The organism is Streptomyces sp. NPDC101776 (assembly GCF_044766845.1).
GTDB lineage: Bacteria > Actinomycetota > Actinomycetes > Streptomycetales > Streptomycetaceae > Streptomyces.
Genome location: NZ_JBIWMV010000002.1, coordinates 800,918 through 814,375, shown reverse-complemented (window position 1 = coordinate 814,375; position 13,458 = coordinate 800,918). Strand labels below are relative to the sequence as shown.

Below are 13,458 nucleotides of genomic sequence, written 5' to 3'. Positions count from 1 at the left end.
AGACGTTCTTCACGACGGAGATCCCATGTACAAGCTCACCGGCGTCACCAAGCGCTACTCGCGGGGCAAGGAGACGGTCGAGGCGCTGCGCGGCGTCGACCTCACGATCGAGGACGGCGACCAGCTCGTCATCCAGGGCCCCACCGGCGGCGGCAAGTCGACGCTGCTGCAGATGATCGGCGGCCTGGACCGCCCCTCCGAGGGCAGTGTCGAGCTGGACGGCGTCAACCTCGCCACCATCAGCGAGGCCAAGCTGACCCGGCTGCGGGCCGAGAAGATCGGCATCATCTTCCAGTCCTTCAACCTCATCCCGACGCTCACCGCGCAGGAGAACGTGGAGACGGCCCTGGTCCCGCTCGGCGTCAAGCCGGCCGAGCGCCGCGAGCGGGCGGCCGAGGCGCTGACCTCGGTCGGCCTCGGCGACCGCCTCAAGCACGCCCCGTCCGAGCTCTCCGGCGGCCAGCAGCAGCGCGTCGCGATCGCCCGCGCGCTGGTCAAGAAGCCGAAGGTGCTCCTCGCCGACGAGCCCACCGGCAACCTCGACGAGGGCACCCGCGACGACATCATGGGCCTGCTCGAAGGCCTGTGGCACGAGTACGGGCTGACCTTCATCATGGTCACCCACGACTCGTCGATCGCCCGCCGCGCCCCGCGCCTCGCGACCATCAAGGCCGGCCAGATCACCCTCACCGAACAGGGCCGCGGCACCGGCCAGTTCGCCCCCCAGCGGAACGAGGCCGACCAGCAGTACGCGCAGTACGGCAACCAGGGCTACTGAGCCCCACGCCTCAACCGGGCCCGCGTGCCCACCTGTCCGGTCCCGCAAGGGCCGCTCACCCACCCGAGCACCTGGTCGACGCCGACCGACTGCGCGGCGGTGAGCGGCCCTTGGGCGTGCACGCCCACGTTCGCACGAGGCCTGGACCGCCCGCCCGGCGGCGAGCCGCTCTTCCGCCGCCGCGCCCGCACTCCCCTACGACCGAACCCAAGCCGCCCGCTGCCGCCGCCCCGTTGCGCCGCCCGCCGCCCCGGCATCCCGTCCGCCCCCAACTGCCCGGCAGTGAGCGGTCTTTGTGCGTCCAGACCCGCGTCCCCGTCCGGCCGAGGCCGACCGCCTGCCCGCCTGCCCGCCTGCCCGCCACTGAGCCGCTCCCCCGCCGCCAAGCCCCCGATCCCTTACGACATGACCAACCGCCCGCTGTCGTCACCCCGTTGAGATGCTCAGCGCCCCAGCACCCGGTCCACCTCCGCCAACTGGCTCGCTGTGAGCGGCCCCTTCGCGATGGCGCCCGCGTTCTGCTCCGCCTGCGCGACCGAGCGGAAGCCCGGGATCGGTACGGTGCGGGGGCTGCGGGCCCACAGCCAGGCGAGGGCGCCCTGGGAGGGGGTGCGGCCGTCGGAGGTGAGGATCTCGCGCAGGGCGTCGACGCGGGCGACCCAGTCGCCGTCGGCGCCGTCGCCCTGCTTGAAGCCCTGCATCCAGGCCGGGGGCGTGTTGCGGATGTCCCCGGGCTCCAACTCCCGCCCCACCGCCTGCTTTCCGGTGAGCAGACCCATCGCGAGCGGGCTGCGGTTGATGCTGGCGAGCCCCAACTCCTCGCACAGGGTGAACATGTCGGGCGCGTCCTGCAACACGTTCGCCGCGTGCTGTACGGCCGCGCAGTGCTCCCCCTCCGCGAACACGGCGGCGCGGGCCGGGTCGTCGGTGCTCCAGGCGTAGGCCCGGATCAGTCCCTCGCGCACGAACTCCTCGCACTGGTCGCGGAGTTGGGCGGCGCGCTCGGGATCGGCGTCGGAGAGGTGGAGCTGGTACAGGTCGACGTGGTCGGTGTCGAGGCGGCTCAGGGAGGCCCGCAGGGCTCGGCGGGCGTACTCCGGGGAGTCGTCGGCGCCGGTGAGGGTGCGGGTCTCCTCGTCGAAGACGTTGCCCCACTTGGTGGCGAGGACCACGTCGTCCCGGCGCTTGCCGAGCGCGCGGCCGAGGACGCGTTCGCTGTGCCCCGCGCCGTAGGTGTCGGCGGTGTCGAAGAAGGTCACCCCCAGGTCGAGGGCGCGCCGGATCGCCCGTACGGACTCCTCGTCGTCGACCTTGCCCCAGCCGAGCGGCTGCCCGCTCGTGTCCTGCCACTCGCCGCCGATCGCCCAGCAGCCGAAGCCGAGAGCGCTCACGTCGATGCCACTGCGTCCCAGGGTCCTGCTGTTCGTCTCCATGCCTGCGGACACTAGGAGTTGGAGCGCACTTCAGGGCAAGGGTTTTCACATCGGCGCGACGCCTTTTACGGCGGTCAGGCCTGCCCGGTCTCGAAGCGGGCGATCCTGCCGTCCTCGCCGACCGTGAAACGCCACGCGGTGCGCATCTCGCCCCAGGTGTCGTTGGCGTAGTTGGCGACGAGGGAACGGCCGTCGTTCGACTCGCGCTCGACCTCCATGTGACCGTGGGAGGAGAAGATCTCCCGGTCGATCCAGTCGCCGAGGTCACGGTCGGAACCGTCGTCCGCCATCGTCGCGTCCGGCGTGAGAAGCGCCAGGAACGCCTCGCGGTCATGGGCGTTGACGGCGCCGACGAAGGCCCGGACGGCCGGGTCGCTGAGTTTGGCCGGTTGAATCGTCATGCCGGTCAGACTCACACCGTTCCCGGGGGCCCGCCACCCGAACGGCGGTCTGCGGGGGCCCGCCGCAGGTCGGAGGTGCGACCGTGGAGGGACGTCGGGGGGGGCACCGCCGGGGGCCCGTCCCCGCCGTCCGTCCAGGGAGTCACCGTGACCTGTTACGACCGACAAGATCTGGGCCTGCTGCTGCTCCGGCTGGGTACCGGCGGCGTGCTGGCCGCGCACGGCTCGCAGAAGCTGTTCGGCTGGTTCGGCGGCGGCGGGATCGAGGGGACCGGCGCGGCCATGGAGATGATGGGCTACTCCCCCGGCAGGCAGAGCGCCACGATGGCGGGCCTCGCGGAGACGGGCGGCGGCGCCCTCCTCGCACTGGGTCTGGCGACCCCGGCGGCGGGTGCGGCGGCGGCCGGCGCGATGGTGGGCGCGACCGCCGTGCACGCGCCCAACGGCTTCTTCGCGGCGGGCGGCGGCTACGAGTACGCGGCCTCCCTCGCCCTGACCGCGGCCGGTCTCGCGGTCACAGGCCCGGGCCGGCTCTCCCTGGACCACGCGCTCGGGCACGCGGTGAACCGGGGCTGGATGGTGCCGGCGGCGCTCGCGGTGACGGGGGCGGCGACGGCCGTGGTGGTGGGGCTGCGGAACCGGCGGGTGCGGGAGGCGGCGGCGGAGTCCGGGCAGGAGACGTTGTTCGACGAGGCGGACGCGGTCTTCGGCAAGTAGGAGGCGGTCCGACGAGCAGGGCCGTGCTGGCAGGCTGGGTCCATGAGTGATCAGAAGGACCAGCCCGTCGACCTCTGGGCCGGCATCGAGGACCTGTGGACCTGGGTGGACACGAACCGTCCCCTCGACGGCCGGGAGGGACTCCTCCTACGCATCCTGAAGCTGTCCGAGGAGGTCGGTGAGGTCGCCCAGGCGGTGATCGGCGCGACCGGCCAGAACCCGCGCAAGGGCGTCTCCCACACCTGGGACGACGTCCAGGGCGAACTGTGCGACGTCGTCATCACCGCGCTGGTGGCGCTGCGCACGCTGACCCCCGACACGCAGGAGGTCTTCAGCCGCCATCTGGCCCGGGTCATGGAACGCTCCCTCGGCCCGTCCGCCGTTGTTCACCCTCAGGACCCGCCCGGGCCGCGCGGAGTTGGTGAGATCCGCTGAGCCTTCTCGTCGACACCGAGCCGACGAAGGGGTCCCAGTGCAGGACTACGTTTTCCCCAACGGAGTTTTCTCCGGTGGGCGCAGGACGGTCGCCGTGGCGGGCACCTGCCTCGCCCTCGCCGCCCTCGGCCTGGGCATCGACACCCAGGCGCACGCGGCGAGTTACGGCACGCCGACCATCTCCCTCTCGGCCACGTACCTGTCGGGCGCGGTGGGCGCGGTCGGTGATCCGACGGTCCAGGTGACGGTCGCTCAGAGCGGCGCGGACGTCGGCGCGTTGACGGTCGCGGCCGGCAAGAGCAGCAAGACGTCCGTGGCGCCGACGAGCGCGGTGACCGTCAGCGGCACCGGCGCGACCCGTCGACTCGCCGTCGCGGCAGCCGCGCAGGGCTACACCGACCTGACGGTGAAGGTCACGGGCCTCGGCGGCAAGACCGCGACGAAGACCCTCCACTACGCGGCCTCGGCCTCCGTCCAACAGCCCGCCGACACCCGCTACTTCACCGGCTCCAGCGACGCGTCCGCCGCGGTCGACGTGGGCGGCGGCTATGTCGTCGTGGCGGACGACGAGTCCAACGTCCTTCGCCTGTACGACCGTTCGGCCTCCGGGGCGCCGGTCAGGACCTGGGACTTCAGCGACGACATCGACGTCTCCAAGGAGATCGACATCGAGGGCGCGGCCCGCGTCGGCGACACGATCTACTGGACCGGCTCGCTGGGCAACAACAAGGACGGCGAGTACAAGGCGGCCCGCAACACGGTCTTCACCACGAAGGTGACCGGCAGCGGGGCCAACACGGCGCTCTCCTACGGCAGTTCGTACGGCAAGCTGCGCGACAACCTGGTGGCGTGGGACAAGGCGAACGGCAACCGGTACGGCTTCGCGGCGGGCACGGCGGACGGCCAGGTCCCCAAGGAGATCAACGGATTCAATGTGGAGGGACTGGAGTTCGCGCCGGGTTCGACGACGACGGCGTACCTCGGCTTCCGCGCGCCGCTCGCCCCGGCGGTGACAGGCGGCAAGGCGCTCCTGGTCCCCGTCACGAACATCGACAAGGTGGTGGCGAACGGGACGGCGGCGACCTTCGGCACACCGATCGAACTGGACCTCGGCGGCCTGTCGGTGCGGGACATCCGCAAGAACGCGGCGAACCAGTACCTGATCGTCGCCGGTTCCTGGGCCGCCGACGACAACTCCGACCCGTACGCCCTCTACTCCTGGACCGGCAGCCCCACCGACAAGCCGCTCAAGCTGCGCGACCTGCCGACCACGGACCCGGGCGCGTGGGAGGCGGTGGTGGACGTCCCCGACCTGACGACCTCGGGCGCCCGCGCCCAACTGATCACCGACGACGGCGCGGCCGACCTGTACGGCGACGACACCGAGGCGAAGGATCTCTCCCACCCCGAGTGGCAGAAGTCGCGCTCGACGTGGTTCACGGTCACCGGCTGACGGGCGAAGCCTTTGAATGGCGCGCCCGGCCGGGAGGCCGGGCGCGCGTCACCCTGGCACCCTGGTCCTCGACAACACCGTCGAGGACGAAAGCCGAGTCATGACCTCCGAAAAGCTGACCGTAGGCGTTCTGGGCACCGGCATCATGGGCGCCGCGATGGCCCGCAATCTCGTCCGCGCCGGGCACACCGTCCATGTCTGGAACCGGACCCGCGCCAAGGCGGACCCGCTGTCCGGCGACGGCGCGCACGTCACCGACACGGTGGCGGAGGCGGTGCGGGACGCGGACGTGATCCTCACGATGCTCTACGACGGTGACACCGTCCTGGAGGTGATGCGCGAGGCCGCGCCCGCTCTGCGTCCCGGCGCCGCGTGGATCCAGTCGACGACCTCGGGCCTCGAATCGGTGGGCGAACTGGCCGAGTTCGCGAACCGGCACGACCTCGTCTTCTACGACGCCCCCGTCCTCGGCACCCGACAGCCCGCCGAGGCAGGGCAGTTGACGGTGCTGGCGGCGGGCCCGGAAAGTGGCCGCGCGACGGTGACCCCGGTCTTCGACGCGGTCGGCGCCCGCACGATGTGGGTGGGCGAGGAGGGCGCGGCGGCGACGGCGACCCGGCTGAAGCTGGTCGCCAACAGTTGGGTGCTGGCCGTGACGAACGCGGCGGGCGAGGCGCTGGCCCTCTCCAAGGCCCTGGACGTGAACCCGCAGAGCTTCCTCGACCTCATCGCGGGCGGCCCCCTCGACATGGGCTATCTGCACGCCAAGTCGGCCGCGATCCTGGGCGGCCAGCTCACTCCGGCGAGTTTCGCGGTCACGACGGCCGAGAAGGACGCCCGGCTGATCGTGCAGGCCGGCGCGGCCAACGGCGTACGGCTGGATGTGGCGGCGGCCGGCGCGGAGCGGTTCGCGCGGGCGGCGGCGCAGGGGCACGGCGACGAGGACATGGCGGCGGCCTACTTCGCCAGCTTCGACTGAGCGTCACTATTGCGTCACAGCCCGTGCGTTGGCGAAACCCCGGGTGCGGCGGACCTGTCTCTCTCCGCGAGTACCGGTGAGAGCCGGTCCGTACGCGGCGAGTTCGGGGGACGTCATGCAGAAGAGCAGCATCCGTGGGGGCGTGGTGGCGCTGGCCGTGGTGTCGGCGGCGGTGTTCGTGGTGACGGGATGTCAGCCGACCGACACCGGCACCGACACTGGCACTGGCACTGGCACTGGCACTGGCACCGGATCTCCTGCTTCCTCCGGGGCCACGGGCGCATCCGGGTCCACGGGCGCGTCTGTGCCCGCGGGCTCCGCGGTGAAGGCCTGCGCGGCCAACTCCCTTGCGGTGAGCGCCTATCAGGCCGCCGACCGACCGCAGGGCACCGGCACCGGCGCGGCGATCGTGCGGTTCACCAACACCGCAGCCAGGCCCTGCACTCTCCAGGGTCACCCCACCGTCGCCGGCGCGGCGAACGGCTCCCCGGAGCTCAACGTCCCCCTCCAGGTCACCCCCGTCGGCTCCGCCTCCCCCGTGCGACTCGCCCCGGGCGGCCGGGCCTGGCTGAAGCTGACCTTCGTACAGGTGCAGGGCGAGGGGGACGGCTACTGCGCGTCCGGTTCGGCACCGGTCGTCTACCCGACCATGGTGATCGGACTGCCCGGCGCCGGCGCACACCAAGTCGCGCTGGACGACGGGCAGTTCGCGGAGTGCGACGGCACGCTGACCGCGACGGCCGTGACGGCGACGAAGCCCTCATGACCGTACGGTCGTAGTGGCGTGCGGCGGTGCGGCTACACCGACTGGCGGTCGCCCGACGCCTCGAACGCCAGCCCCCGCATGACGTGTTCGAGCAGGGCTAGCAGCACCGTCTTCACCGACTCCCGGTCGCGGGCGTCGCAGAGGACGAGCGGTATGTCGGGGGCGAGGTCCAGTGCCGCGCGGATCTCCTCGGGGTCCTCTTCGCAGATGCCGTTGAAGCAGTTGACGCCCACGGCGAAGGGGATGCCGCGGTGCTCGAAGAAGTCGACGGACGGGAAGCAGTTCTCCAGCCGCCGGGTGTCCGCGAGGACGACCGCACCGAGCGCGCCGCGGGACAGGTCGTCCCACATGAACCAGAACCGGTCCTGCCCGGGGGCCCCGAAGAGATAGACCACGAGGGCCGAACTGAGCGTGATCCGGCCGAAGTCCATGGCGACCGTGGTCGTGGTCTTCTGCTCCACCCCGGCGAGGTTGTCGACACCGACGCTGGCCTCGGTGATGAGTTCCTCGGTACGCAGGGGTGTGGTCTCGCTGATGGCGCCGACGAGCGTGGTCTTGCCGACGCCGAAGCCGCCCGCGACGAGGATCTTGGCCGTGGCGGCGTTGGGCGCGACCGTGGTGGAGCGGCGGTCAGATTCTACGAATGCCATCGATCACTGCCTGGAGGAAACGGGCGTCGGGGGTACCGGCCGCGGCGGGCGGGGAGACGGAGACGAGTTCGTTGTCCAGGAGGTCATCGAGCAACACCCGTATGACCGCGACGGGTTGATCGAGCCGGGCGGCGACCTCCACCAACGCGGTGGGTGCACGGCAGAGCGCGAGCAGCCGGTTCTGTTCGGGCTGGAGGCGCTGGTCGCGGGTCGGCGGCCGGACGGTGCTGATCAGGGTGATCAGTTCGATACCGGAGTGGAAGGTCGGGGTGCGGCCGCCGGTGACCGTGTACGGGCGGACGAGCAGGGCGGGTTCCTCGTCCTCCCACGGGTCTTCCTCGGACCAATGTCTCATTCATGCTCACCCGCGAAGGGAGCGCCGCTGTACTCCGGGAACCGCGGGGGCGCGCTGAGGAACTGCCCCACCTGCCGTACGACCATGGTCATCTCGTAGCCGACGTTGCCGACGTCCACCTGGGAGGTGGCGAGTACGGCGAGGCGGGCGCCGCCGCCGGCGGTGGTGACGAAGAGGAAAAGGTCGTCCATCTCGATGACGGTCTGCTGCACCCGGCCACCGCCGAAGTGGCGGCTGGTGCCGAGCGCGAGCGAGTGAACTCCCGAGGAAATGGCGGCGAGTTGCTCGGCGTCGTCCTGCGCGAGCCGTTCGGAGGAGCCGACGAGCAGGCCGTCCTCCGAGAGGACGATGGCGTGCAGGGTCTCGGGGATCCGCTCGATCAGGTTGTCCAGCAGCCAGGCCAGTCCGCCGCCGTGCGTGGTGTTGGGCGCAGTCATGGGTTGTTCCTTGTCGGACGGGGACGGGTGGGCAACTGACGCCGCTCGGGCGGGGCCGTGTTCCAGGTCGGCGCGGGGGCCTCCGGTCGCGGTGCCGGGGGCCGGGGGACGTCGCCGCGCAGTGACGCGGGCCAGGCGGGCGCGGGCACTTCCTCCGCGCGGGCCCGACGGGTGCCGTCCCGCAACGCGGCCAGCATCGACCGCGCCTGCTCCGGCCGCCGTTCGGCCTCCCGCCCCGCCCCGTACTCCCCGTCCGCCTCCGACGGCCGCGCCCGCAACTGCGGAGCGAGGTGTGCCTGCCGCACCCGCCGAGGAAGCCGGCTGGAACCGCCGCCGGCGCCGATGCGGGGGCTGGAGGAAGGGGCGGCCGGGGTGTGAGGGTGAGGGTCTGAGGGGGATCCGGAGGTGCCAGAGGTGGCAGAGGCGCCAGAGACACGGGAGTGCGGGAAGGAAACGAGACCCCGGGTGCCTGCGGGTGCTCCATCTGCACGGCGGCTTGCGGGGGACCCGTCGGCACCAGGGCCTGCGGCGGGTCCATCGGCACCGCGGCCTGCGCCGGCGCCAGGATCACGGGCGCCTGCGTAGGGGCTACCCGCACCGGGGCCTGCGCCGGCGCCAGCATCACGGGCGCCTGCGTAGGGGCTGCCCGCACGGGGGCCGGCTGAGGAGCCGGCCTCGCGGGAGTCCGCGAACGGTCCAGACTCACGCGAGTCCCCGAACGCCCCGGCCTCACGCGAGTCCGCCGGGAATCCGGCAGCACGGCGCTCTGCCGACGGCTCGGTGTCGCGAGTGCCCTCGAAGGGGCCGCCTGCACGAGGGCCTGCCGAGGAGCCGGTCTCGCGCGAGTCCGCGAAGGACCCCGCCTCACGGGAATCCGCGAACGGTCCCGCCTCGCCCGGGTCCCCGAAGGGGTCGGCCGTGTGGGCGTCCCCGGCGGGTCCGGCCGTACGGAAGTCCGGGGAGGACCCTGGCGTACGGAAGTCCGAAGACAGACCGGAGTCGCGGAAGTCCGCCGCCGGCCCGGACTCGGGGAAGGCCGCGGAGGCCCCGGTCTCACGGGTGCCCCCGGAGCTTCCTGACGTCCTCGCCGAGCCTCCCGAGCCGGACGTCGGCTGGGCCTGCGATCCAGGGCGGGTGCGGACGCGCATCGGCATGCCGCCGGCCGTCACGCCACCGCGTCCCGAACCGGTGACCGGACCGGTCACGGAACCGGTGCCGGGCCCTGTGGCCAGCCCGGCGGCCGAACCCCTGCCCGAACCGTTGCCCGAGCCTGACCCTGATCCCTGCCCCTGCCCTGGACCCATCGTCAGACCGGTCACCGAGCCCGACCCTGCACCCGTTCCCGAACCGGCGCCCGGCCCCGACCCCGTCGCCGATCCCGCGACCGAAGCCAGATGCCGTTCCGCCCTCGCGTCCAGCGTGGGCGGGAGCGTGTCCGCCGCCGACTCCGTGAGGGCGTGCGGGAGGACCACGACGGCGAGGGAGCCGCCGTAGGAGGAGGCCTGGAGGCTGACGGTGACGCCGTGGCGTTGGGCGAGGTGGCCGACCGTGAAGAGGCCCAGGCGCGGGTCCTCGCCGAGTGTGGTGAAGCTGAAGTCCTTGGGGTGGTGCAGGAGTTCGTTCGCCGCCGCGTACTCGTCGACCGAGAGGCCGAGCCCGCGGTCCTCGACCTCGACGGCGTACCCCTGCGCCACCGGCAGTGCCCGTACCCGGACTTCGGTGTGCGGAGGGGAGAACGTCACGCCGTTCTCGATGAGTTCGGCCATGAGGTGGATCGTGTCGCCGACCGCGGGTCCCAACACCGCGATCGGCGGCAGGGGTTCGACCACGACCCGGGCGTAGCCCTCGATCTCGGACACCGCGCTGCGCAGCAGATCCGCGAGCGGCACCGCGTGCTTCCAACGGCGCCGGGGTGCCGCACCCGACAGCACGGTCAGGCTCTCCGCGTTGCGGCGCATCCGGGTGGCGAGGTGGTCAACTCGGTAGAGATCGGAGAGGAGTTCGGGGTCCTGCTCCTTGCGCTCCATGGAGTCGATCACCGTGAGCTGCCGGTGCACGAGGAGCTGGATACGGCGCGACATGTTGTGGAACACCAGCCGCGCCCCCTCGCGCAGCGAGGCCTGCTCCAGCGCGACGCTCACGGCGGTCCGCTGGGCGCTGTTGAACGCCTCCGCGACCTTGCCCAACTCGTCGGTGCCGAAGTCGAGTTCGGGCAGGTCGTCGAGTTCGGCACGCTTGCCCTGGGTACGCAGCCGGGTGATCAGTTCGGGCAGCCGTTCGTCGGCGAGTTCGAGGGTCGCCGTACGCAGCCCGGACATGCGGCCGAGGAGGGAGCGGGTGATGCGCCAGGACAGCAGGGCCACGGCCAGTACGGCGGCCAACGCGACGACGCTGCCCGACATCGCCTTGACGAGCACCATGTGGGTCCGGTGCGCGGAGTCCTTGGTGACCTTGCCCAGGTACTGGCCCTCCACGGCCTGTACCGCGCCGGACACGCGCCCCGGGGCGGCGGCGCGGGCGGCCGGGACGGAGGGCACGGCGATCGTGCCGTCGTGCGCGGCGGACGCCGTACCGACGGTCTTCTCAAAGGCCGCCATGGCGGTCCAGTCCGAGCCGCTCATTGCCTTGCCCAACTGCGCGCCCAGGTCGGTGGGCAGGTAGGGCTCCACCTCGTTGGACAGCACGGAGTCCCGGACGGCCTCGGCATCCGCCAGCTCCGACCGTTCCTGAACGCTCAGCTTCCCGGACCCGGCGACTCCGCCGAGGATCGACTCCTCCTGCGTGAGCGCCTCCGCCCCGCGCAGGAACGCCAGGGCGTGGCCGGCGCCGGCCGCGGTGGCCGCGTCGCCCGCGTCGACGCTCAGCATGCCGAAGAGGTTCAACACCGACGCCACGGCGTCGGAGTAGACGGTGTAGGCGTCCTGCCGGGTGGCCTTCCCGCCGTCGACCGCGGTCCGTTCGGTGGCCAGCCGGGTGAGCCGCTCCCGTACGATGGTCAACTGGGCCCGGTACTGCGCCGATCCCACACCGTCGGAAGCGGAATCCGCCTTGCGGAACCCGGCGAGTACGGCGTCCGTCCGGCGCCGCTGCGCCTCAAGGGCGGTGGAGCTGCCGTGCGAGGCCAACAGGCTGATCGTCAGCTGCCGTTCCTTCTGGAACTCGCCGACCGCCGGCACCAGGGCATACGTGGTCTTCGCCGCCTGCCCGACGCTGTTGGCGTTGTTCCACTGGTCGAAGAGCGCGTACGAACCACTGACCCACAGCAGGACCATCGCCGCCGCCGGCACCACCGCGAGGGTGATGAGCGAAGCGCGGATACTGCGCCCCCGGCCTGTCTTTACTCCCACCTCCGTCTGCGCGGGTGTACCCCGATGTCGGCTCACCTCGCCCACCGGCACCCGATGGCACGGCAGAGAGGAGGAGCTGCGGTGAAGAACTGCGACACCGGCGTATTTCCTTTCCGGGGTGGCGCGCGACATATCCAGACGGGCAGCCGGACACGTCAACACGCCTGCACACACTGGGGAGTTGACGGCACAGCACGCCAGGAACGCCAAAGACACCCTGCGGATTCACGACGGGCGCCCGAGCCCCCCGCGCAGTTGGTGAGTTATGAAACCGAGCCATCCGATCCGGGTCAAGGGAACCCACAAATCCCGTTAGGCACAGAGGTTTAGGCCACCCGGAACACTATGCGCGTAGACAGCTCGACTCCGCCCACTCCAACTCCTCGGCCACGAAGACGTTTTGGCTGACTACCCACGGTGAGGCGAGGGGGAGAGGGTGATTCGGGGGACGTCAGGGGTGCCGGGAGGACGCCGGGGCCGGCACCCCGACACGGGAACAGATGTGACCAAGTTCACAGCATAAACACGGCTCATGCACATCAACTCCATCAAGTTCAGGGGTCGTTCCATGCTGCGCCGCACCACCGTGAGACCGAGCAACACTCAGGCAGACCTGGCCCGCCGTCGCAGGTGGCCCTGAGTGCATGCCCAGCCGGCCTGTCGGGACGGCAGTCGGTAGCGCGCCTCGGACGTCTCGGCCTCGACGATCCCGGAGCGGAGTCGATAGCCGCAGGTCGCGTCAGCCCCGCAACAAATATCCGGACCCCACCTGTGCGCACAGAGGTGGCTCGGTGTCGCCCTCATACGCCAAGTGGAGTTCATGTCGCGCACGAGTGGCCAGGACGTAGTACGTCATGCGCAGGGCAGCCGAGGTGGGATCGACCGCGGCATCCCTATGTGTGTCGGGGATGACGACGATCGTCTGCCGAACCCACCACGTGGCATACGTCGAGAACTTGTACCCCCTGGCCGGATCGAACTTCCGAGCAGCCTTCATCAGGCCCAGCACCGCGTGCTGGAACAAGTCGTCGTACTCCAGCCCCTGCTCCAGGTAGCCGCGCAGGATCGAGTGCGCGAGTCGCTGGTTGTGGACGACCAGACAGTCGCGCGCGGACTCTGATGTGGCCGGGAGGCAGACCGCACAGCTCGGCCTGCCGCAGTCGGGCCTCGGCGTGCAGTTCCGCCGTTTCCCTGGCATCGAGCCCGGCCAGCCGGGCCACTCCGTCCACGGCCCGTGCCGTCACATACCCCTCGGCGTCGGCATAGCGCGCCAGCAGCACTCGCACCGCATGAACACCAGGGAACACATTTTCTTCACGAAATCGTGCAACCTTTTCGGCGCTCGCACTGTCCGCGTCTGTGTGCAGGTGGACCCCTTGCACGAGCAGGCCCAATCGAGCCGGCTCGTCCCGCAACCGCTCCCGCTCGGCGTCGCCGAGTTCCAGCGCGCGCACGCTCTCCGCGAAGACGCGTTCCGGTACGACACCGTTCACTGCAGCATGCCGAAGCCGCGCCAGCAGCTCGACCAGGGCGGCCTTCACGCCGAACACGCCCGCCCCGCCGATGGATTGAGCTCTCATGGTGCCCCCAGGCTCATTTCACCGATGGCGATAGAGCTAGAGCGTTGACGATGTCAACAGATGCACACAAGGCATTTCCTGCCGGACTTCGTGTACAGTCACGGAAGTTGCACTCTCCGTTCTGACA

Annotated in this window: 14 protein-coding genes; 7 read left to right on the top strand and 7 right to left on the bottom strand. The window is 71.2% G+C overall.

The annotated features are described in order from the left end of the window. Window positions 1-25: 25 nt before the first annotated feature. Window positions 26-778, top strand: a complete 753-nt coding sequence (locus ACIRRY_RS09375; RefSeq protein ID WP_403969755.1) for an ABC transporter ATP-binding protein — start codon at window positions 26-28, stop codon at window positions 776-778. A 443-nt stretch (window positions 779-1,221) separates the two neighbouring features. On the opposite strand, the gene ACIRRY_RS09370 is transcribed toward ACIRRY_RS09375, so the two are convergent. Both ACIRRY_RS09370 and ACIRRY_RS09365 read right to left on the bottom strand, forming a co-directional pair. Continuing rightward, entirely contained in the window at window positions 1,222-2,211 is a 990-nt protein-coding gene (locus tag ACIRRY_RS09370) for an aldo/keto reductase (RefSeq protein WP_403969752.1), read from the bottom strand. Window positions 2,212-2,285: 74 nt separating this feature from the next. Next, the gene (locus ACIRRY_RS09365; protein ID WP_403969749.1) at window positions 2,286-2,612 is read right to left on the bottom strand and encodes a nuclear transport factor 2 family protein; all 327 of its coding nucleotides are present in this window, start codon (window positions 2,610-2,612) and stop codon (window positions 2,286-2,288) included. A gap of 147 nt (window positions 2,613-2,759) precedes the next feature. Between ACIRRY_RS09365 and ACIRRY_RS09360 the strand changes: the two genes are divergently transcribed. From ACIRRY_RS09360 to ACIRRY_RS09340, 5 genes are all read left to right on the top strand, one after another. Then, window positions 2,760-3,329: a DoxX family protein gene (locus ACIRRY_RS09360; protein ID WP_403969746.1), complete on the top strand. Its 570-nt coding sequence runs from the start codon at window positions 2,760-2,762 to the stop codon at window positions 3,327-3,329. A gap of 42 nt (window positions 3,330-3,371) precedes the next feature. Next, window positions 3,372-3,764 (top strand): MazG-like family protein, encoded by a 393-nt coding sequence (locus tag ACIRRY_RS09355; RefSeq protein WP_403969743.1) that lies wholly within the window; start codon window positions 3,372-3,374, stop codon window positions 3,762-3,764. Between the two features lie 37 nt (window positions 3,765-3,801). Then, window positions 3,802-5,217 carry a hypothetical protein gene (locus ACIRRY_RS09350; protein ID WP_403969740.1) on the top strand — a complete coding sequence of 472 codons (1,416 nt, stop codon included), beginning with the start codon at window positions 3,802-3,804 and terminating at the stop codon, window positions 5,215-5,217. Between the two features lie 100 nt (window positions 5,218-5,317). After that, complete coding sequence (locus ACIRRY_RS09345; protein ID WP_403969737.1) at window positions 5,318-6,196, top strand: NAD(P)-dependent oxidoreductase; 879 nt, start codon at window positions 5,318-5,320, stop codon at window positions 6,194-6,196. A gap of 304 nt (window positions 6,197-6,500) precedes the next feature. Next, a complete protein-coding gene (locus tag ACIRRY_RS09340) occupies window positions 6,501-6,962 on the top strand; it encodes a DUF4232 domain-containing protein (RefSeq protein ID WP_403969734.1) in 462 nt (153 codons plus the stop codon). A 32-nt stretch (window positions 6,963-6,994) separates the two neighbouring features. On the opposite strand, the gene ACIRRY_RS09335 is transcribed toward ACIRRY_RS09340, so the two are convergent. The 5 genes from ACIRRY_RS09335 to ACIRRY_RS09315 all read right to left on the bottom strand — a co-directional run bounded on the left by ACIRRY_RS09335 (window position 6,995) and on the right by ACIRRY_RS09315 (window position 12,949). Next, window positions 6,995-7,612, bottom strand: coding sequence for a GTP-binding protein (locus ACIRRY_RS09335; RefSeq protein WP_403969731.1), 618 nt, complete (start codon window positions 7,610-7,612; stop codon window positions 6,995-6,997). After that, window positions 7,593-7,967: a DUF742 domain-containing protein gene (locus ACIRRY_RS09330; protein WP_403969728.1), complete on the bottom strand. Its 375-nt coding sequence runs from the start codon at window positions 7,965-7,967 to the stop codon at window positions 7,593-7,595. The genes ACIRRY_RS09335 and ACIRRY_RS09330 overlap by 20 nt, the downstream gene beginning before the upstream one ends. Further along, a complete protein-coding gene (locus ACIRRY_RS09325; RefSeq protein WP_403969724.1) occupies window positions 7,964-8,404 on the bottom strand; it encodes a roadblock/LC7 domain-containing protein in 441 nt (146 codons plus the stop codon). Before ACIRRY_RS09325 ends, ACIRRY_RS09330 begins: the two co-directional genes overlap by 4 nt. Further along, on the bottom strand, window positions 8,401-11,751 hold the full coding sequence (locus tag ACIRRY_RS09320) for a nitrate- and nitrite sensing domain-containing protein (RefSeq protein WP_403969721.1): 3,351 nt from the start codon (window positions 11,749-11,751) through the stop codon (window positions 8,401-8,403). The genes ACIRRY_RS09325 and ACIRRY_RS09320 overlap by 4 nt, the downstream gene beginning before the upstream one ends. A 739-nt stretch (window positions 11,752-12,490) precedes the next feature. Next, complete coding sequence (locus tag ACIRRY_RS09315) at window positions 12,491-12,949, bottom strand: sigma-70 family RNA polymerase sigma factor (protein WP_403969718.1); 459 nt, start codon at window positions 12,947-12,949, stop codon at window positions 12,491-12,493. A 91-nt stretch (window positions 12,950-13,040) separates the two neighbouring features. On the opposite strand from ACIRRY_RS09315, the gene ACIRRY_RS09310 reads away from it, so the two are divergent. After that, window positions 13,041-13,379, top strand: a complete 339-nt coding sequence (locus ACIRRY_RS09310) for a hypothetical protein (protein WP_403969715.1) — start codon at window positions 13,041-13,043, stop codon at window positions 13,377-13,379. Window positions 13,380-13,458: the final 79 nt, after the last annotated feature.